Below are 19,306 nucleotides of genomic sequence, written 5' to 3'. Positions count from 1 at the left end.
TCGGCTCCAGAAACGGGGCGCTGGGTCATAAATCGGCCACCTGATCGGAGTCATACCGCCGTCGTTCCCCCGCCGCCACCCGGTTGTCGGTCGGATGCGTAAGAATTGAGTCCAGGGCCAGCGCAGCAAGCCGCAGCACGCCGGTGTGGCCGTCGAAAGCCTCCGGCTGGATCTCATCGAGGGGCACGTATGTCCGGACTGATCGATACGACGGAGATGTATCTCCGCACCATCCTCGAGCTGGAAGAGGAAGGTGTGGTCCCCATGCGTGCCCGGATCGCCGAGCGGCTCGACCAGAGCGGCCCCACGGTGAGCCAGACGGTCGCGCGCATGGAGCGCGACGGCCTGGTGTCCGTCGCCGCGGACCGTCACCTGGAACTCACCGAGGAGGGCCGTCGGCTGGCGACGCGGGTGATGCGCAAGCACCGTCTCGCGGAGTGCCTGCTCGTCGACGTGATCGGTCTGGAGTGGGAGCAGGTCCACGCGGAGGCCTGTCGCTGGGAGCACGTGATGAGCGAGGCGGTCGAGCGCCGCGTCCTGGAGCTGCTGCGCCACCCCACCGAGTCGCCCTACGGCAACCCGATCCCGGGCCTGGAGGAGCTGGGCGAGAAGGACGGCGCGGACCCCTTCCTGGACGAGGGCATGGTGTCGCTGGCCGACCTCGACCCGGGCACGGAGGGCAAGACCGTCGTCGTACGCCGGATCGGCGAGCCCATCCAGACGGACGCCCAGCTGATGTACACGCTGCGTCGCGCGGGCGTCCAGCCCGGTTCCGTGGTGAGCGTGACGGAGGCGGCCGGCGGGGTCCTCGTGGGCAGCGGCGGCGAGGCGGCGGAGCTGGAGGCGGACGTCGCCTCGCACGTGTTCGTGGCCAAGCGCTGACCTCCCGGCCGGAACGCGTCGTCTCGAACTCCGCCGCCCGGCCCAAGCTCACGCTCGCGCCCGGCCGAGGCCCGGCCCAGGCCCACGCCCGGCCCGCACTCGGGCTCGGCCTGCGCCCGCGCCGGGCACCCTAGGCGCGCCGCCCGTCGGTCCGCTCCCGTCGTCCGTGCCGGCTCCTCCACTCCCGGATCCGCCCCGTCGATTCGTGACGCCCTCTGTCGGCCGCTGTTCGAGACGGGTCGGCGGATGTTGGCGGATGTCCGTATCGCCCGCCAACTCCCGATGTGGGAGGGGGAGTTGTGGTGTATTGGGGCGCGTGTACGGGAACCCGTCGAATCCAAGATTCAGTGCGCCGAATCGCAGCGCTCGGGCCGTTCGCGTGCGACGCTTGCGCGTGAGGCATATGACCTGAGGGGCTCTTTGCCGCCCGAGACGAGGATCTCCGGTGGTGAGGGAGGGGGCGGGGCGGATGTGCCGTGGACATGAGGAGGGCCCCGGCGCCGTGTGGCGCCGGGGCCTGTCCTCCCCTGTGCTGACCCGGAGCCCCGAGCTCCCAGGGTCATCCCCTTCGGACCGTTTTCCCCGAGCGGTCCGCCTCCCGTTGAAGATCTCCCCTCGGCGGCGGCGGGCAATCCTTGAGGGAGGTCACTCGAATGAGGGGTGTTGTCGCCAAGAGCGGCATCTTCGAATGTGTATTCGATAACGTGTGCGGCGTGTCGTCGCGTGACCCGCGCCATGACTGATGCGCGAGCCCCACACGTAACGTGTCAACCGATACGCACGCTGTAACACAAGTGCCCGCCGTCCGAGCGGCGCGCACGGCGAGAACGGCGAGTACGGCGAGGAACGGCGGCTGGGGCAACGGCGAGGCGACGGCGATGAGCCAGGGCGGAAGCGACAGCGGATGCACTACGCGAGCAGCAGCACGACAGCGGTACGACAGCAGTTGGGACGAGTGGACCGGCCGGCTCGAAGCGGGAGCGAGAGGCGGGAGCGAGCGGTCCGGGCGGGAGTCTGGGGGGTGCCAATGGTGCGGCGCATCGACGTGACGGGAGCGGGCGGCGTGAGTCTCGCCGCGTGGGAGTTCGGCGACCCGCCCAAGTCCGGCGAGCACGAGCCCCGGCCCGGGGTGCTGTTACTGCACGGCCTCATGGGCCGCGCCTCCCACTGGGCACCCACCGCCCGCTGGCTCTCCGAACGCCGTCGCGCCATAGCGCTCGACCAGCGCGGACACGGCCAGAGCGCGAAGCCCGAGCAGGCCGCGTACACCCGTGAGGCCTACGTCGAGGACGCCGAGGCCGCCGTCGAACAGCTGGGCCTCGCCCCGGTCGTCCTCATAGGCCACGCCATGGGCGCGCTGACCGCCTGGCAGTTGGCCGCCCGCCGTCCCGACCTGGTGAGCGGGCTGATCATCTGCGACATGCGGGCCTCGGCGCTGGGCGCCGCCTCGCAGCGCGAGTGGGAGAACTGGTTCAAGGCCTGGCCGCTGCCGTTCGCGACCCTCGCCGACGTCCGCAAGTGGTTCGGCGAGGACGACCCCTGGGTGGAGCGCCCCAGCCCGTCCCGGGGCGAGTTCTACGCCGAGGTCATGCACGAGGGGCCCGACGGCTGGCGGCCGGTGTTCGACCCCGAGCAGATGCTGACCACCCGTGAGACCTGGGTGTACGACGCGCACTGGGAGGAGCTGACCCAGGTGCGCTGCCCCGCCCTCGTCGTCCGGGGCCTCGACGGGGAGTTGGGGCGCGCCGAGTCCCAGGAGATGGTCCGGGTGCTGCCCCGCGGCCAGTACGCGGAGGTCGCCGACGCGGGGCATCTCGTGCACTACGACCAGCCGGACGCGTGGCGCTCCGCGATCGAGCCGTTCCTGGACGGGCTGGAGGGGGACGGCGCGGTCGGCTGAGGTGCGCCTGATAGCTCGGGGGTGCCTGCTTCGTCGGCGGGTGCGGGTGATTCGTGGTTGCTCGCGCAGTTCCCCGCGCCCCTAAAAGCTTCAGGCCCCTGCGGGCCTGAAAGACCACGGCCCTGCGGGCCTGAAAAGCTTGGGGCGCAGCCCCGGCTTTTCAGGGGCGCGGGGAACTGCGCGAGAAGCCCACGCACCCGCAGCCGCGAAACCGGCCCCAGGCCACGCGCCCGGAGCGCAACCGGCGCGCGCGGAGCGCTACCGCCGCCCATCCCGGCCGCACGCGTACGCGAGCGGCGAGATCAGTTCCTCCGCGTCCGGCAGCCACCGGTTCGCCGGGGTGGGGCGGCGGGCCCACTGCACGGCACCCCGCGACCCGTACCGCGTCGGCGGAGCGGCCACGAACTCGCCCTCGCCCAGCGCCTTGAGATCGAGCGCGAGCGGCGACCAGCCCAACTTCCGTACCAGATCGGGGACTTTGACCGACGCGCCCGGCAGCACGAAGAACTGCATGCGGCGGTCCGGGGTCCAGGTCACCGGACCGAGCGTCAGCTCCATGCGTTCCATGCGGGCCAGCGCCAGCAGACCGGCGGTCTCGGGAACGTCGATCGTGTCGAACGTACGGCCGGTCGGCAGCAGGATCGACGCGGTGGGCTGCTTCGACCACAGACGGCGTGCGACGGTCGCACTGCCTGTCGCCTGGGTCGCCCAGTCCTCGCGCGCCGGGTGCGCGCCGGGGGTGGCGCACGCTGTGTTGCCGCAGGAGCAGATCTGCACCCCGTCGACGGCTTCCAGCCAAGTGCCGGGGAACACGTCCCAGTGGCGCTCTTCGGCGTATCGAACGGCGGTGTCCAGCAGCGATTCGCCACGCTGCTTCGGGATTTGGGCAGCTTCAGGGCCCGCGATGGTCTCTTCCACGATGAACACAACTCTAGCGGTCATCAGGGGTTACGGATGTCACATGCGCGGGGGAGAGCATCGCCGACGGGGCCGGGGCGCATGGGTGCATGCCCGGGGGCGCGCGGGAGGGATCACGGAGTGAGCCGGGTAGCCACGTGTGGGGTACAGCATCCGTGTTTACCCCGGCAATCCTGGCATGTCTCGCATCTTCGGTATGTCGGCGGGGCATTGATCTTCGAGGCCGGATCTTTTCGATACGCGGGTACACGTATGCGACAGGGCGCGGTCACTGAAGGCACGTCAACTCGGTGCGTGGGCAAGGCACCACAGCCACAGGGGGTACGCAATGGCCGCGAGGCCGCTCGTCGCCAGGCAGCCGAACGAACGACTGCAGGCGCTCATCCAGGAAGCGGGTTGTTCCAACGCGGGGCTGGCCCGGCGGGTCAACATGTGCGGCGCGGAGCACGGACTCGACCTCCGCTACGACAAGACGTCCGTCGCGCGCTGGCTGCGAGGACAGCAGCCGCGGGGGCGGGCGCCCGCGATCATCGCCGAGGCCCTCGGCCGCAAGCTGGGCCGCACGGTCACCATCGACGAGATCGGCATGGCCAACGGCAAGAACCTGGCGTCGGGCGTCGGTCTGCAGTTCTCGCCGACGGTGCTGGGAGCGATCGAGCAGGTCTGTGAGCTGTGGCGCAGTGACGTGGGGCGGCGGGACTTCCTCTCCGGGTCGTCCGTGGCCGCCTCCGCCCTGGTCGAGCCCAGCCGTGACTGGCTGATCTCGGCGCCGGACTCCCAGGTGGCCCGCTCGGCGGGGCCCCGGGTGGGGCTCTCCGACGTGGCGGCCGTGCGGGCGATGACCCAGGCGCTCGTGGACCTCGACCACCAGTACGGCAGCGGGCACGTCCGGCCGGTCGTCGTGCACTACCTCAACAGCGTCGTCTCGGGGCTGCTGGCCGGCTCCTACCGGGAGGCCGTGGGGCGGGAGTTGTTCGCGGCGGTCGCCCGACTGACCGAGCTCGCGGGGTACATGGCCGTCGACACCGGCCAACCCGGGCTCGCCCAGCGGTACTACATCCAGGCGCTCCGTCTCGCCCAGGCCGCGGGCGACCGCGGGTACGGCGGCTATGTCCTCGCCGCGTCCATGAGTCATCTCGCCGCGCAGCTCGGAAACCCGCGGGAGATCGCGCAGTTGGCGCGCGCGGCGCAGGAAGGGGCGCGGGGGCGGGCGACTCCGCGCGCGGAGTCGATGTTCCACGCGGCGGAGGCGCGCGGGCACGCGTTGCTGGGCGACGCGCGCGGCGCGCAGGCGGCCGCAGGGCGGGCCGTCGAGGCGCTGGAGGCGGCGGAGCCGTCGTCCGGGGACGACCCGGTGTGGATCAAGCACTTCGACGAGGCCTATCTGGCCGACGAGTTGGCGCACTGCCACCGGGACCTCGGACAGGCGGAGGCGGCGGCACGGCAGGCCGAGGAGTCGTTGGCCAAGCATCCTCGGTCGCGGGCGCGGCGGCGGGCGATCGGGTACGTGCTGCTCGCCACGGCACAGGTGCAGCAGCGGGAGGTCGAGCAGGCCTGCCACACCGGGCTGAAAGCCGTGGAGCTGCTGGGGTCGCTGCGGTCGAACCGGGGCGCCGACTACCTGGAGGACTTCCAGCAGCGGCTGGAGCCGTTCCGGGAGGAGGCGGTGGTCAGGGAGTTCGGGGCGCGGATGGACCTGCAGGCGGCGTAGAGCGCTCCGGGTGGGGTACCCAGGTCGTTCGCGCGGCTGCGGGTGAGGTATGGCTGAGCGCGCCGTTCCCCGCGCCCCTGAGGGGGGCTTCGCCCCCTCCTCGGGGCGCGGGTGGTGCGTGGGGTGTCGTGCGGACCCGGTAGCGTGAGTCGACGATTCCGCAAGTCCCCCATTCGTAGGAGTCTCGGTGACGCAGAGTGGACAGGGCGAGGAGCCCTCGGCGCGGACCGCGCGCGAAGGCATCGTGCTGCCCTCGGACGGTGGGGCGCCGCTCCACCCGAGCGATCTGCCGCCGGCCCCGCTGCCGCCGGCCCCGCCTCAGCCGTGGGACCAGCAGCGGCAGTGGGGCTCCCCGGAGACCGCGGCGCCCGCCCAGCCGCAGGCCGACCAGTGGAACAGCGCGCCTCCCGCGCCGGAGTGGGGAGCGCACGGGGCGCAGGACGCGTACGGCACGCAGGGCGGGCACACCGGATACGGCGCGTACGGCGCGTACGGCGCTCAGGGCGACCCGGCCGGTCAGGCGTACGGCCACGCCCAGGGCGACGCGTCCGGTCAGGCGTACGGCCATGCCCAGGGCGACACCGCCGGGCCGGCCTACGGCACCCAGGGTGGGATGCCGTTGCCGCCCGAGGGGGCGTACGGGGGCGCGGGGTACGGCACGGCGGGTGCGCCGTTGCCGCCGGTCGCGGGGGAGGTGAGCGTGCCGTCGGCCGGTGCGTCGCCGCTGCCGCCGCAGAGCGCGCCGCTGCCGCCCGTGGACGAGGGGGCCACCCAGTACATCCCGTTCGTGCCGGCGGTCGGGCCCGTGCCGGTCGACGAGGGCGCGACGCAGTTCATACCCCCGGTGGCCGCGCAGGCGCCCGCCGCCGAGGCCGCCACGCAGTTCCTGCCGCCGGTCGGGCCGGGCGCGCTGCCGCCGGAGGCGTCGGGGGACGCGACGACGTATCTGGGGCGGGTGCCGGACAACGGCGCCGGTCCCCTGCCGCCGACCGCGAACCCGGCGCAGACCGTGCCCGGGGCGCCCGCCGGGAACCCGGACGCGGAGGCGACGCAGTACATACCGCCGGTGGCCGCGCAGGCGCAGCCGCGGCCCCAGTCGTACGGCGCGCCGGGGACGCAGCAGGGCCAGCAGCAGCCGGACGTGTTCGACAGCCTCTTCCGGGACGGGCCGGGCGCCGGTGGCGCCGCCGGGTCCACCCAGCAGATGCCGAAGATCGACCACGGTCCCGCCCAGCAGCCGCCGAGGAGCCAGGGCGGGCCCGGCGGACCCGGTGGTCACGCGGGGCACGGGGGCCACGGCGGTCACGGTGGGCAGTCCGGACGGGCCTCCGGGAGACGGGAGAGCGGGGGCGGCGGGGGCGGTCGTACGAGATCGCGTGTGCCGTTGATCGCGCTCGTCGGCGTGGGGATCGCGGTGCTCGGGATCGGGGCGGGCGCGCTGATGGCCGGTTCGGGGGACGAGTCCGCGCCGAGCGGCGACAAGCCCGTGGCGGCGACCGGGGCGCCCGAGGAGTCGGCGTCCGCGTCGGTGGACCCGGCGCGGGAGCAGGCGGTCGCGCTCGACAAGCTGCTGGCGGACAGCGGCGACAGCCGGAACAGCGTGATCAAGGCCGTCGCCGACATCAAGTCCTGCTCCAACCTGGGCCAGGCCGCCACCGATCTGCGGGACGCGGCGAAGCAGCGCAACGACCTGGTCACCCGGCTCGGCGGGCTGTCGGTCGACCAGCTGCCGGACCACGAGGCCCTGACGACCTCGCTGACCAAGGCGTGGAAGGCCTCGGCCGCCGCCGACAACCACTACGCGGCGTGGGCGGACCAGACCGCCGGCAAGAAGGGCTGCAAGAAGGGCCAGGCCCGCAACACCGGCCAGACCCAGGCGGGCAACCAGGCGAGCGGCACGGCCAGCGCCGAGAAGACCAAGGCCGCCGAACTCTGGAACAAGATCGCCAAGACCTACACCCTGACCGAACGCCAGGCGGTCCAGCTGTAGGGCCGGGGGCGCCCGAGCCGGAGCTGACGCCGAGTTCGAGGCCGGGACCGGGACGGGGCCGTATCCGGGGCCGACGGCGAAACGGCCGCAGGCCCGTCCGCGTCCCCCGGCGGCGGCCGCTCCAGCCACTCAGCCGCTCGCGCGGCGGGACGCGCGGTCGCAGCCCCGCTCAAGCGTCAAGCGCGGTCGCGGCCCTCGCTCAAGGCCGGAAACAACCGGGCGGTCGGACCCGAACCCGAAGCCGCCCCCCGCTTACGCACACGCCCCCCGGCGAGCCCGTCCGCTGTCGACGTGCAGGGCCGTGGTCAGTTCTCCGCTTCCACCAGCGTCTTCTCCACGTTCACGAAGTCCCGTCGGGCCGCGACCAGTTGGCCCTTGCGGACGATCTGGAAGGTGACCTCGGGGTTGATGAGGCGGGGGAAGCCGGCGGAGGCGATGAGGTCCTCGAAGCGCCAGCTCAGGGGTGGGGTCAGGCCGCCGGTGGTGACCTTCAGGCCGCCGTCGAGGACGCGCCGGATCGCCTGCGAGGTCACCTCCCCGTCGCCGATCTTCTCGAGGGCGGCCGTGAGGACGGTGTACGCGATCCAGGTCGTCTGCACGCCCGGGTCCGCGGGGTCGATCCGGTTGTCGCCGAACGCGTGCTCCCGGATCACCTCCTTCATCCGGTCCCACCGCTTGTCGCTCTCCACCGGGTACCAGCCGGTGACGTACGCCCCCTCGTACGGCCCCGACCTGCCCCCGGTCGCGTCGATCACCGTCTGGTCGACGCTGCCCAGCACCGTCCCCGTACGGACCTCGGGGAAGTCCGCGCGATCCCGGCGGAAGGAGTCCATGAACGTGAAGGTGCGGTCGCCCAGGGCCGGGACCACGCACCCCTCCGTGCCCGCCCGCGTGCTGGCCCGCCGCAGCGCCTCCCGGGCGTGCCCCCCGTACTCGGTCGCGTCCTCGGCCGCCAGCTGGTCCTCGGCGCCGCCGTGGCCTCGGGACCGCAGCCCCGAGTCCAGCAGCAGCGGCAGCTGGTCGCCGGCTATCGAGTCGGGGCGGACGAGGGCGACCGGGCCGCAGTCCTCGGCGAGCTGTTCGCCGAGGCCGGCCATCAGGGAGGCCTGGCCGCCGTTGACCGGGTACGACAGCGCGCTGGCGAACTCGTCGTCGGTGACGCCGTAGCCGCCGATGTAGGGGATGCCCGCCGACTCCAGCGGGGCGAGGAAGGAGCGGCCGTGCTGGCTGTAGGAGCCGACGACCGCGACGACGTCCTCGTCGGCGGCGCGGCGGGCGCACTTCGCGGCCGTCACGGTGTCGTTGTGGTCGTTGCAGGTGAGGATCTTCAGCTCGCGGCCGTTGATGCCGCCGCCCGCGTTGATCCAGCGGGCGTACGCCTTGGCCATCGCGGGCATGCCGGGCTTGTTGGTGGCGGCCGTCTTCTCCGGGGCCCAGGTCATGACGGTGACGGGGCCGTCCCCGGTACCCCCCGTGGTACCGGGGATGACCCCGCACCCGGCGACGAGTGAGGCACACGCCGCCAGCGTGGTGGCTCTGACCAGGCGTTTGGCGAGGCCTGTGGGATGGCCTGGGGGCTGAGGTGTCCGTCGTGCCTGGAAGCCAGTCATGGCTCCGCACGATTCCGCCATATCCCCAACCCGGGCGTGACAGATGGTCAACACGGGGTGACCAGGAGGTGAATTACGAGGAGCTACGATCGTATTTTCGAGTGGTTTCAGAGAGGAACGAGCGATCGATGACCGTCCAAGGTCCGGAGACCCCTTCCCGTCGTGGGCGTCGCTCATCCACCATGGGCGGCATGCCACTGAACGACATGCCGTGGTGGCGCTGGCGCAGCAATGTGCGCTCCGCGCTGCACATGCTCTCCGACCCCGCGTTCCAGCAGAACGTCTGGCTGGCGGGTGTCGACGGGTACGGGGACGTCACCGACGCCGTGTACCGCCTGGTCGAGGACACCTGGCTGGACAACTGGTCCGCCGAGAAGTACGTCGGCACGATCTTCCGTGACGCCCAGGAGGCGGCCCTCGTCGACACGGCCGTGCTGCGCGTGCTGCGGATCATGCACCAGGTCGGACCGGACGCGCCCGTCTCCGCGTACCTCGACCACGAGGCCTGGCCCGAGGCCGTCCGCGCCGCCCGCGAGGCCCACGTCCGCCTCTCGGCGAGCGACGGCGAGGACCCGGACACCCCGCCGCGCACGCTCGAAGTGCTGCGGATCATGACCAGGGCGGCCTAGGCAGGGCCTGCCCGGCAGTGGCAAGGGGCGCCGCGGTCCGGTCTTCGGGACGGTTGCCGACATGGGTACGCCATATGGGACCCTGTCGGGCATGAACGAGCAGTCCACCCGAGCCGCGGCACCCGCCGACCAGTACGTCCTCACCCTCGCCTGCCCCGACAAGCCGGGCATCGTGCACGCCGTGTCGAGCTACCTCTTCATGACCGGCGGAAACATCGAGGACAGTCAGCAGTTCGGCGACCACGACACGGGTCTGTTCTTCATGCGCGTCCACTTCTCGGCGGACGCCCCGGTGAACGTGGACAAGCTGCGGGCCAGCTTCGCGGCGATCGGTGACTCCTTCCGGATGGACTGGCAGATCAACCGGGCCGACGAGAAGATGCGCATCGTCCTGATGGTCAGCAGGTTCGGGCACTGCCTGAACGACCTGCTCTTCCGGGCGAGCACGGGCGCGCTGCCGGTCGAGGTCGCGGCCGTGGTCTCCAACCACACCGACTTCGCCGAGCTGGTCGGGTCGTACGACATCCCCTTCCACCACATCCCGGTGACCAAGGACACCAAGGCGGACGCCGAGGCGCGGCTGCTGGAGATCGTGCGCGAGGAGAACGTCGAGCTGGTCGTCCTCGCCCGCTATATGCAGGTCCTCTCCGACGACCTCTGCAAGCAGCTCAGCGGGCGCATCATCAACATCCACCACTCCTTCCTGCCGAGCTTCAAGGGCGCGAAGCCGTACCACCAGGCGCACACGCGCGGTGTGAAGCTGATCGGCGCGACGGCGCACTACGTCACCGCCGACCTCGACGAGGGGCCGATCATCGAGCAGGAGGTCGAGCGGGTGGGCCACGGGGTGACTCCCGAGGGGCTCGTCGCGGTCGGGCGTGACGTGGAGTGCCAGGCGCTGGCGCGGGCGGTCAAGTGGCACGCCGAGCGACGCATCCTGATGAACGGGCGCCGGACGGTCGTCTTCGCGTAGGGGCTCCGCTAGGGGCTCCGCCGGGCTGGGGCGCCTCACGGTCGGGGGCGTCTGAGGTGTGGCGGGTGCGGGTCCGTCGTGGCTGGTCGCGCAGTTCCCCGCGCCCCTTTGAGGGCCGGTGGTGCTCGGTGCGGGTTTGTTCGCGCGGCTGCGCCCCGGCGAGCGTCGGGGGTGAGACCTCCCGCCCTGCCCAGTCCCGACCCCTACATGCGGCTCAGGGCCGCCGCCGCGAACAGTACGTCCCTGATGGCCTCCCGGTCGCCGCCCTGCCCGGCGGCCGCCTCCTCCGGAGGTACGTGTCCGGCGGCGAGACGGCAGAACTCGACGCCGTCCAGGGCCACGTGGGCCACCTCGTGATCGGCGGAGCCGAGGGCGGCGGGGGAGTCGAGGGGGATCAGCCACTCGCCGCCGCCGGAGCCCTCGATCTCCAGGCGGAGACTGCGGCCGGGGGCACCGGCCGGTACGAGGTGGCGGCCGGGCGGGGGCGGGGATGCGAGGCCGGTCCGGCGGCGCTCGGCCAGCGACAGCGGCAGCATGCGGGCCGCCAGGTCGATCATGCCGTGCAGATGACGGCCGGAGGGCGGCTCGTACGGATAGGCCACGGCCTCCGCGATGTCCTCCGCGTGGATCCAGCACTCGAACGCCCGATCGAGCATCGCGTCCTGGAGGGGCAACTCGAAGCCGCCGTACGAGACCGCCGGCCGGCCCGGGGCGTCGTCGGAGCCGTCGGGGCCGCCGCCCGTGAACGAGGTCGTACGGACGATGTCGTGGCTCTGCTGCCGCCAGGGGGCGCGAAGGGCGCGGGTGGGCGGGAAGTGGGACGCCTTCCAGTACGCCTCGGTGCGTGCCGCCGGGGAGACCCCGACGGGAGGCTCGTCCGGGCCGGGTTCGAGTGAACCGAGCGGGTCGTCCAGGCCCAGCGCCGCGGCGACGAGCCCGTCGACGGAGAGCAGATGGGCGATGACCCCGGCGACGGTCGTACGACGGCTGACCGGGCCCGCGCCCTCGAACCAGCGCAGCCGTACGGGGGCGTGCCAGTCGGCGGCGTCGATGTCCTGGAGCAGGGCGTCCAGCCGGGCCGTCTCCGCGTCGTACGGGGCGGCCCAGCGGGGGACGGGGATGCGGGGCGGGCGGCGGCCGAGGCAGACCTCCAGGACCTGGGTGCGCAGGGCCGGGTCGAGGTCGAGGCTCTCCGGCGGGTGCAGCAGCCCCACGGCTTCCCGCAGCCGCCGCGCCTCGTCCGCGCAGCCCCCGCACACCCCGAGATGCTCCTCCACGGCCAGCGCCTCCTCCGCGGAACACACGGCCAGCGCCCAGGCCCCGAGCAGCGCCTTCAGCACCTGGTGCTCCAGCACGAGGGGGGAGAGGGACAGAGAGGGGGACGGAGAGCCGGGTGCGTCGGAAGCGGCCGGAGGTGTGGAGGGGTCGGGAGAGCCAGGTGGGGTTGAAGGGTCCGGGGGGACGGAGGGGTCGGGCTGTTCCGACGAGGCTGACGGCACGGAGGTTCCGGACGGTGCGGAGGGGCCGGGCGCCGGGGTGGGGTCGTCCGGCGGCTCGGGTGGGGCTGACATGGCCGAGGGGGCCGACGGGGCCGGTGGGGCCGACGGGGCCGGTGGGGTGGCCGGGGGCGCCTCGGGGGTGGGGTTCGGCATGACGTCGGGCAGAGGCATTCCGGTGTCCTCCACGGAGGTGCGCGGCAGCGGTATCCGGGGCGGCCCCACCGGTTCGTCACCGCCACCGCCCGTGCCCCCGGCCGGCCCACTCGGCCCGCCGGCGCCGCCGGCGGCACCTGGCCGCGCGGATCCGCCCGGCCCACTCGGTACGTCCGGCCCATCTGTGCCGGCGGGTCCGCCTGTGCCGTCGGGCCTACCTGCGCCGTCGGGCCCGTCCACGCCGGCCCTCCCGCCCGCGCCGGTCCTCCCGTCGGCGTCGTCCGTCCCGCCGGTGCCGCTGGACTCGGGCGAAGCGAGGTCGGGGGACGAGTCCGAGGCCGGGGTTTCCCGGTTCTCCGGCTCGTGCTGCCCGTGCGGCCCTTGCGGGCTGGGGGTGGTGGTCATGTGAGGGGCCCGGGTTCGGGTGGGGTGCCGGAGGGGCGCGTGTCGTGGGCGGTGGAGAGGAGCTGGAGGCCGAGGCGGAGCCTGCGTCGGGCCTCGTCCTCGGTGACGCCCAGGTCGGTGGCGGTCTGGCGGTAGTCGCGGCGCTGGAAATAGGCCAGGTCCAGAGCGGCCCGCAGCGGCGCGGGCATGGCCTGCACGATGTAGTCGGCGCGGGCCGCCACCGACGCCCGGTGGACCTTGCGTTCCAGGTCCTCCGTCGTGCCCTCGCCGCCCCGGGCGAGCGCCGCGGTCTCGGTGGCCCGCAGCCGCTGCACCGCGAGACGGTGGGTCAGCGCCGCCACCCAGGACCGCAGGGGCCCCTGCTTGGGGTCGTACTCCTCGGGGCTCTCCCAGAGCCGGAGGAACACCTCGCGGGTGATGCCGTCGGCGCCCCGCTCGTCGCCGAGGACACGGTGGGCCAGCCCGTGCACGAGGGACGCGAACCGGTCGTACAGCTCACCGAGCGCCGCCGCCTCGCCGCGCGCCAGCCGCTGCTGCATCTTGCGGTCCCAGCGGGGCGGTGCGTCCATCGTCGCCATACGGCCCCCTCACCCTGCTCTCACCTGCGCCGTTCCTGAATGCCCGCCCGGTCGGGCGCCGGCCGGACGTCTGCCGGACGTCTGCCGGACGACGGCCGGCCCCAGTCCGTTTCCGGCCTGCTTCCAGCCTGCATCCGGTCCGCTTCCGGCCCGATTCCAGCCTGTGCGTACCGACGTCCCGAATGTAGTCGGCACCGCTGACCGCGCACGCCCCTTTATGGCAATGCGCGCCCCTCGCGAGGCCGGAGGTGGTATGCACCTCACGAGTAAGCCGTTTCCACACCGCCCACGTGGGCGTCCGCCCGCCTTTCGTATGCCTGTACGACCATATGAGGCGTCTGATCTGCGCGAATCTGCCCGGGCGAGGCCCGTATGAGTCCGCATCGGATCGATACCGAGGTGATTCGTGATCAATCTTCGATCAGATGTGACCGTACTCGATGGAAATCGCACCGAAAAGGCCCTGGAAATGGCTCGCTTACCCCGCGCTTTCGGCGGGCCGCGGGTGTTTCATGGAACGACGGCGGGGCAGCCGCGCAGCAGGAAGCGGTGCAGTGGCTTCCGGTTCGGCGACTGAGAGGCATCGCGGTGGCGTTCGAAGTGACCGACGGGGAGCAAGGCGAGTGGGCCGTGCTGCACGTGTCCGGAGAGATGGATCTGGTCACGTCGCCCGTGCTCCGCCAGCGGGTGCACGAGGCGGTGGCCGACGGCCGTCGAAGTCTCGTCCTCGACCTCTCCGCCGTCGTCTTCTGCGACTCCAGCGGCGTGGGCGTACTGGTCGCCACCCGCCGTCTGATGCGGTCCTGCCGGGGCCGGCTCCGGCTGATCCTCCCCGCCGACGGCCACGCGGGCGGCGGCCCGGCCGAGGGAGCGCACGTCAACCGCGTCCTCGCCGCGCTCGGCGTCCGCCGCCTCTTCGACGTCCACCCGGACGTCCCCTCGGCGGTCGCGCCGGACGCCGACGATCAGGCCGACCCTCTGTCGGCCTGACCTCTCACCCTCCCCGCACCCTCCCTGTGAGCAGTACGTACGTATGAGCCGTCCCACGTGGTGGTGTCCCGGCGGGCACACAGTTGTCCCGGAATTCCCGCAGTCTTGGTACAAGCGCCGCTTTCACGCTCCGTCCCGGCCGCTGACGTCGTACGCTCCGTCCGAGAAGCACCCCACTTGACGTAAGGCGGGCCCGAAGAGACATGGTCAGCAGCGAGTACGAGCGCAGGATCGCCGCCCGGTTCGCCACCTTCGACCAGGACGGCAACGGCTGGATCGACCGCGAGGACTTCAGCGCGGCGAGCAAGGCGGTTCTCAACGAGTTCGGCACCACCGCCCGTTCGGACAAGGGCCAGGCCCTGTACGGCGGCGCCGAGGCCTTCTGGCAGGGCATGGCCGGCATAGCGGACCGGGACGGCGACCAGCGCATCACCCGGGACGAGTTCGTGAACGGCGCGGTCAAGCGGCTGCGCGACAACCCCGACCGTTTCGCCGAGATCGCCCGCCCCTTCCTGCACGCGGCGCTCGCCGTCGCGGACGCCGACGGGGACGGCAAGGCCACGGTCGAGGAGACCGCCCGGGTCCTCAAGGCCCTCGGCGCCTCCGAGGAGACCGCCGCCGCGGCCGCCGCCACCCTCGACACCGACGCCGACGGCAAGGTGGACGAGGTGGAGGTCGTCAACGCGTTCGCGCGCTACTTCACCGTGCCCGAGTAGTCCTGCGGCGCGGGCATCGCCACGGTCGGGCAGGACCCGCGAGCGGCCGGCGGCCGTCGGCGATCGGTCGCACTCGCTCGTGCGCGGTCAGCGGTCGCTCGCCCCTAGTCCGCACCCGATCGCGCGCGGACCGCGACCGATCGGGCGCGGTCAAGCGGTGGTCGGCAGCGGTCGCGGCGGTCGCGGCGGTCGCGGTCGCGCGGTCACGCGGTCACGCGAAGCGTTCGCGCAGCTTGTACTTGAGTACCTTCCGCAGGGTGTCGTTGCGCGGAAGGGCGTCCACCACCTCCAGCCGCTCCGGCAGTTTGTGCACGGACAGCCCTTTCGCGCGCAGCCAGTCGGTGACGTCCGGCAGGGTCAGCGCCTCGGCCCCCGGCGGCTGTTCGACGACCGCGCACACCCGCTCCCCGCGCTCCGGGTCCGGCAGCCCGATCACCGCCACGTCCTGGACGGCCGGATGGCCGTGCAGCAGGTCCTCGATCTCCTTGGCCGAGATGTTCTCGCCCTTGCGGATGATGACGTCCTTGAGGCGGCCGGTCAGCACCAGATGCCCGCTGTCGGTGAGACGCCCGAGGTCGCCGGTGAGGAAGAACCCGTCCTCGTCGAAGGCCGCCGCCGACTGCGCCGGATCCAGATACCCCTGACAGACGGCCTCCCCGCGCAACCGCACCTCCCCGTCCGCCGCGATCCGGATCTCCATCCCCTCCGGTGGCCGCCCCTCCGTCGTCGCCAGGTTCTCCACCGAGTCGTCCGGCGCCCCCATCGTGATCATCGGCACCTCCGTCATGCCGTACCCGTGGGTGAGCTGGACCCCCATCTCCCGTACGACCGCGTGGTGCAGCTCGGGCGGCTTCGGGGCCCCGCCGCCCGCGAGCAGCCGCAGGGACGGGACGACCGGCTCGCCCGGCTGCTTGCGCTGCTCGGTCAGGAACATGGAGTAGAACGCCGTCGATCCGCCCGCCACGGTCACCCCGTGCTTGCGGTACCCCTCCAGCGCGGCCGGCAGCGCGAAGTGCTCGAACAGCACGGCCGGGAAGCCGTACAGCAGGAGCATCACCATGTAGTCGGGGCCGCCTATGTGCGCGTACGGGAAGGCGATCGAGCCGACATCGTCCGCGGTGAGCCGGAGCGCGTGGGCGAGGCAGGAGCCGCCCGCGATCAGGGAACGGTCCGTGTGCAGGACGCCCTTGGGGTCGGAGGTGGTGCCCGAGGTCCAGTAGATCCAGCGGACGGAGGTGCCGTCGGCGGGCGGGGCGGGGAGCGCCGCGGGGTCGCCCTCCGGGAGGGCGTCGTACGCCTCGAAGATCCCGCGCGCGCCCAGCCGTCGCGCCATCCCGGTGTGGTCGAAGCCCCGCCACTCGCCGGGTACGGCGAAGAACTCGGCCCGCGACTCGCGGAGCGCGAAGCCGACCTCGCGGTCGCGGTAGAAGGGGATGACCGGGGACTGGACGGCGCCGAGGCGGGCCAGGGCGAAGGAGAGCAGGACGGTCTCGATGCGGGTGGGCAGCTGCCAGGCGACGACCGTGCCGGGTCGTACGCCCCTGTCGTACAGCCCGGCCGCCACCCGCTCGGCGCGGACCCGCAGTTCGCCGAAGCTCAGGGTGCGGTCGTCCTGGAGGAGAGCGGGCCGGTCGGGGGTGAGGCCGGCGCGGCGGTCGAGGAGTTCCCAGAGGGTGCGGGAGTCGCTGAGCGCATGGGCGGTGTCGGTCACGGCGGAGCCCCCTGCCGATTCAGCTGACGGTGTGTCAGATCGTGGGCAGAGCGTAGGGCCGGGCGCCTTGTCGGTCCAGGGGTGCGCCACTAGCCTGCTGGAGAGGACCTAACTGACGGTCCGTCAGAAATGGCTCGGTGGAGGGGACCCATGACCGAACTGCCCCGCATCATCAGCGTCGACGACCATGTGATCGAGCCCGCACACCTCTTCGAGACCTGGCTGCCGGAGAAGTACCGCGACCGGGGCCCGAAGCCCCTCACCGCCGGGATCGGCGAGCTCGCGTACGTCGGGGGCAAGTACCAGATCACGATGGACCCGGACGGACCGCCGACCGACTGGTGGATCTACGAGGACCTCAAGTTCCCGTACAAGCGGAACATCGCGGCCGTCGGGTTCGACCGGGACGAGATGACGCTGGAGGGCATCACCCGCGAGGAGATGCGGCGCGGCTGCTGGGACCCGAAGGCGCGGCTGGCGGACATGGACCTCAACCACGTCGAGGGCTCGCTCTGCTTCCCGACCTTCCCCCGCTTCTGCGGGCAGACCTTCGCCGAGGCGCACGACAAGGAAGTGGCCCTGGCCTGTGTCCGCGCCTACAACGACTGGATGGTCGAGGAGTGGTGCGGCGACAGCGGCGGCCGGCTCATCCCGCTCTGTCTGATCCCCCTGTGGGACATCGACCTCGCCGTCGCGGAGATCGAGCGGAACGCCGCCCGGGGCGTCCGGGCCGTCACCTTCTCCGAGATCCCCACCTACCTCGGCCTGCCCTCCATCCACTCCGGCTACTGGGACCCCTTCTTCGCCGCCTGCCAGGAGACCGGCACGGTCGTCAACATGCACATCGGCTCCAGCTCCCAGATGCCGGCCGCCTCCCCCGACGCACCCCCCGCCGTCCAGGCCTCGCTCTCCTTCAACAACGCGATGGCCTCGATGATGGACTTCCTCTTCAGCGGGGTCCTGGTGAAGTTCCCGACCCTCAAACTCGCCTACAGCGAGGGGCAGATGGGCTGGATCCCGTACGCCCTGGAACGCGCCGACGACGTCTGGGAGGAGCACCGCGCCTGGGGCGGGGTGCGCGACCTGATCCCCGAGCCGCCGTCGACGTACTACTACCGGCAGATGTTCTGCTGCTTCTTCCGCGACAAGCACGGGGTCGCCTCGCTGGACGTCGTGGGCCGGGACAACGCGACCTTCGAGACCGACTACCCGCACGTCGACTCGACCTTCCCGCACACCAAGGAGGTCGCCCTCGACCATGTGAAGGGCCTCGACGACGAGACGGTCTACAAGCTGATGCGGGGCAACGCCATCCGCATGCTCGACCTGGACCTCGACCGCCACCTCGGCCGGTAGGGGCCCGGGGCGATGGATCTCGCGTACAGCGCGGAGGAGGAGGCGTTCCGGGCGCGGCTGCGGGAGTGGCTGGCGAAGACGCTCCCCTCGCTGCCGCCGAAGCCGTCGCCCGACGACTGGCCGGGGCGGCGCGCCTACGACCTCGGCTGGCAGCGCACGCTGTACGACGCCGGGTACGGCGAGGTCCACTGGGACGCCTCCCCGACCACCCGGCTGATCTTCCTGGAGGAGACCGAGCGGGCGGGCGCTCCGTATGTGGGGGCGGGGTTCGTCGGGCTGCTGCACGCCGGGCCCACGATCGCCGCCGAGGGCACGGCCGAGCAGCGGGCGCGCTGGCTGCCGCCGATCCTGCGGGGCGAGGAGGTGTGGTGCCAGGGGTTCAGCGAACCGGACGCCGGGTCGGACCTCGCGTCGCTGCGCACGCGGGCGCGACGGGACGGCGATGCGTACGTGGTCAGCGGGTCCAAGATCTGGACCTCGCACGCGGAGGTCGCCGACTGGTGCGAACTGCTCGTGCGCACGGACGGGGAGGCGCCGAAGCACCGGGGCATCTCCTGGCTGGCGATGCCGATGGACGCGCCCGGCGTGACCGTACGTCCGCTGCGCACGCTCGCCGGTTCCACGGAGTTCGCGGAGGTGTTCCTGGACGACGTGCGGGTGCCGGTCGCCAACCGCGTGGGCGCGGAGAACGACGGCTGGCGCGTGACGATGGTGACGCTGTCGTTCGAACGGGGCACGGCGTTCGTGGGCGAAGTGGTCGCGTGTCGGCGCGTGTTGGCCGAGGTGGCGCGGGAGGCGCGGGCGAACGGGGCCTGGGACGACTCCGGTGTACGGCGGCGGCTCGGGCGGTCGAACGCGGAGTTCCGGGCGCTGTGGCGGCTCACACAGTGGAACGTGAGCGAGGGGGAGGCCTCCGGCGGGGTGCGGGGGGCCACCGGCGGGGTGCCGGGGGTGGGGGGTTCGGTGTTCAAGCTGCGGTATTCGCGGGCGCGGCAGGAGTTGTTCGAGCTGGCGGCGGAGGTGCTGGGGCCGGACGCGCTCGATCTGGGGCGTGGGTGGGTGCTGGATCGGCTCAGTTCGTTGTCGTACACGATCGCCGCGGGGACGTCCGAGATTCAGCGGAACATCGTGGGGGAGCGGATTCTCGGGCTGCCGAAGGGGTGAGGAGGAGCGGGGGCGCCTAGTGGGGTGGGGGTGACTGTTTCGTCGGCGGGTTCGGGTGCGTGTGGTTGCTCGCGCAGTTCCCCGCGCCCCTTTGGGGCCCGCGGCGTTGTGCTCGGGGGCT

At 72.5% G+C, this 19,306-nt stretch carries 16 protein-coding genes; 10 read left to right on the top strand and 6 right to left on the bottom strand.

The window, feature by feature from the left end; genetic code table 11:
* Positions 1 to 25 precede the first annotated feature (25 nt).
* Positions 26 to 187: a hypothetical protein gene (locus HW837_RS31030; RefSeq protein ID WP_159040871.1), complete on the bottom strand. Its 162-nt coding sequence runs from the start codon at positions 185 to 187 to the stop codon at positions 26 to 28.
* 2 nt (positions 188 to 189) lie between these two features.
* Between HW837_RS31030 and HW837_RS31025 the strand changes: the two genes are divergently transcribed.
* Together HW837_RS31025 and HW837_RS31020 are read left to right on the top strand one after the other, a co-directional pair.
* On the top strand, positions 190 to 882 hold the full coding sequence (locus HW837_RS31025) for an iron-dependent transcriptional repressor DtxR (protein WP_033525889.1): 693 nt from the start codon (positions 190 to 192) through the stop codon (positions 880 to 882).
* 1,027 nt (positions 883 to 1,909) lie between these two features.
* On the top strand, positions 1,910 to 2,782 hold the full coding sequence (locus HW837_RS31020) for an alpha/beta fold hydrolase (RefSeq protein ID WP_045556079.1): 873 nt from the start codon (positions 1,910 to 1,912) through the stop codon (positions 2,780 to 2,782).
* A 258-nt stretch (positions 2,783 to 3,040) separates the two neighbouring features.
* Here the strand turns inward: HW837_RS31020 and HW837_RS31015 are convergent, their stop codons facing one another.
* Positions 3,041 to 3,724, bottom strand: coding sequence for a bifunctional DNA primase/polymerase (locus HW837_RS31015; RefSeq protein WP_045556080.1), 684 nt, complete (start codon positions 3,722 to 3,724; stop codon positions 3,041 to 3,043).
* Between the two features lie 304 nt (positions 3,725 to 4,028).
* On the opposite strand from HW837_RS31015, the gene HW837_RS31010 reads away from it, so the two are divergent.
* Together HW837_RS31010 and HW837_RS31005 are read left to right on the top strand one after the other, a co-directional pair.
* Positions 4,029 to 5,411 carry an NsdA family TPR-like regulatory protein gene (locus HW837_RS31010; protein ID WP_045556081.1) on the top strand — a complete coding sequence of 461 codons (1,383 nt, stop codon included), beginning with the start codon at positions 4,029 to 4,031 and terminating at the stop codon, positions 5,409 to 5,411.
* 187 nt (positions 5,412 to 5,598) lie between these two features.
* A complete protein-coding gene (locus HW837_RS31005) occupies positions 5,599 to 7,401 on the top strand; it encodes a hypothetical protein (RefSeq protein WP_193380396.1) in 1,803 nt (600 codons plus the stop codon).
* A gap of 305 nt (positions 7,402 to 7,706) precedes the next feature.
* Here HW837_RS31005 and HW837_RS31000 read toward each other — a convergent pair whose 3' ends face one another.
* Positions 7,707 to 9,011, bottom strand: a complete 1,305-nt coding sequence (locus tag HW837_RS31000) for an ABC transporter substrate-binding protein (protein WP_078853313.1) — start codon at positions 9,009 to 9,011, stop codon at positions 7,707 to 7,709.
* Positions 9,012 to 9,139: 128 nt separating this feature from the next.
* On the opposite strand from HW837_RS31000, the gene HW837_RS30995 reads away from it, so the two are divergent.
* Complete coding sequence (locus HW837_RS30995; protein ID WP_045556084.1) at positions 9,140 to 9,640, top strand: SCO4402 family protein; 501 nt, start codon at positions 9,140 to 9,142, stop codon at positions 9,638 to 9,640.
* 91 nt (positions 9,641 to 9,731) lie between these two features.
* Positions 9,732 to 10,613, top strand: a complete 882-nt coding sequence (purU, locus tag HW837_RS30990; protein WP_045556085.1) for a formyltetrahydrofolate deformylase — start codon at positions 9,732 to 9,734, stop codon at positions 10,611 to 10,613.
* Positions 10,614 to 10,816: 203 nt separating this feature from the next.
* On the opposite strand, the gene HW837_RS30985 is transcribed toward purU, so the two are convergent.
* Together HW837_RS30985 and HW837_RS30980 are read right to left on the bottom strand one after the other, a co-directional pair.
* Positions 10,817 to 12,184: a zf-HC2 domain-containing protein gene (locus HW837_RS30985; RefSeq protein WP_237270466.1), complete on the bottom strand. Its 1,368-nt coding sequence runs from the start codon at positions 12,182 to 12,184 to the stop codon at positions 10,817 to 10,819.
* 482 nt (positions 12,185 to 12,666) lie between these two features.
* Positions 12,667 to 13,248, bottom strand: coding sequence for a sigma-70 family RNA polymerase sigma factor (locus HW837_RS30980; protein WP_045556087.1), 582 nt, complete (start codon positions 13,246 to 13,248; stop codon positions 12,667 to 12,669).
* A 582-nt stretch (positions 13,249 to 13,830) separates the two neighbouring features.
* Here HW837_RS30980 and HW837_RS30975 point away from each other — a divergent pair.
* Together HW837_RS30975 and HW837_RS30970 are read left to right on the top strand one after the other, a co-directional pair.
* On the top strand, positions 13,831 to 14,238 hold the full coding sequence (locus HW837_RS30975; protein WP_045556397.1) for an STAS domain-containing protein: 408 nt from the start codon (positions 13,831 to 13,833) through the stop codon (positions 14,236 to 14,238).
* Positions 14,239 to 14,441: 203 nt separating this feature from the next.
* Positions 14,442 to 14,954, top strand: a complete 513-nt coding sequence (locus HW837_RS30970) for an EF-hand domain-containing protein (RefSeq protein WP_045556088.1) — start codon at positions 14,442 to 14,444, stop codon at positions 14,952 to 14,954.
* Between the two features lie 211 nt (positions 14,955 to 15,165).
* On the opposite strand, the gene HW837_RS30965 is transcribed toward HW837_RS30970, so the two are convergent.
* Positions 15,166 to 16,665: a class I adenylate-forming enzyme family protein gene (locus HW837_RS30965; RefSeq protein WP_193380394.1), complete on the bottom strand. Its 1,500-nt coding sequence runs from the start codon at positions 16,663 to 16,665 to the stop codon at positions 15,166 to 15,168.
* A 150-nt stretch (positions 16,666 to 16,815) separates the two neighbouring features.
* Here HW837_RS30965 and HW837_RS30960 point away from each other — a divergent pair, with 150 nt between their 5' ends.
* Positions 16,816 to 18,021: an amidohydrolase family protein gene (locus HW837_RS30960; protein ID WP_045556090.1), complete on the top strand. Its 1,206-nt coding sequence runs from the start codon at positions 16,816 to 16,818 to the stop codon at positions 18,019 to 18,021.
* Between the two features lie 12 nt (positions 18,022 to 18,033).
* Positions 18,034 to 19,185, top strand: coding sequence for an acyl-CoA dehydrogenase family protein (locus HW837_RS30955; RefSeq protein WP_193380393.1), 1,152 nt, complete (start codon positions 18,034 to 18,036; stop codon positions 19,183 to 19,185).
* Positions 19,186 to 19,306: the final 121 nt, after the last annotated feature.

Source organism: Streptomyces caniscabiei, assembly GCF_014930365.1.
GTDB classification, from domain to species: Bacteria; Actinomycetota; Actinomycetes; order Streptomycetales; family Streptomycetaceae; genus Streptomyces; species Streptomyces caniscabiei.
The sequence above is the reverse complement of the archived record's forward strand: the minus strand, read 5'-3'. Positions and strand labels throughout refer to the sequence as shown.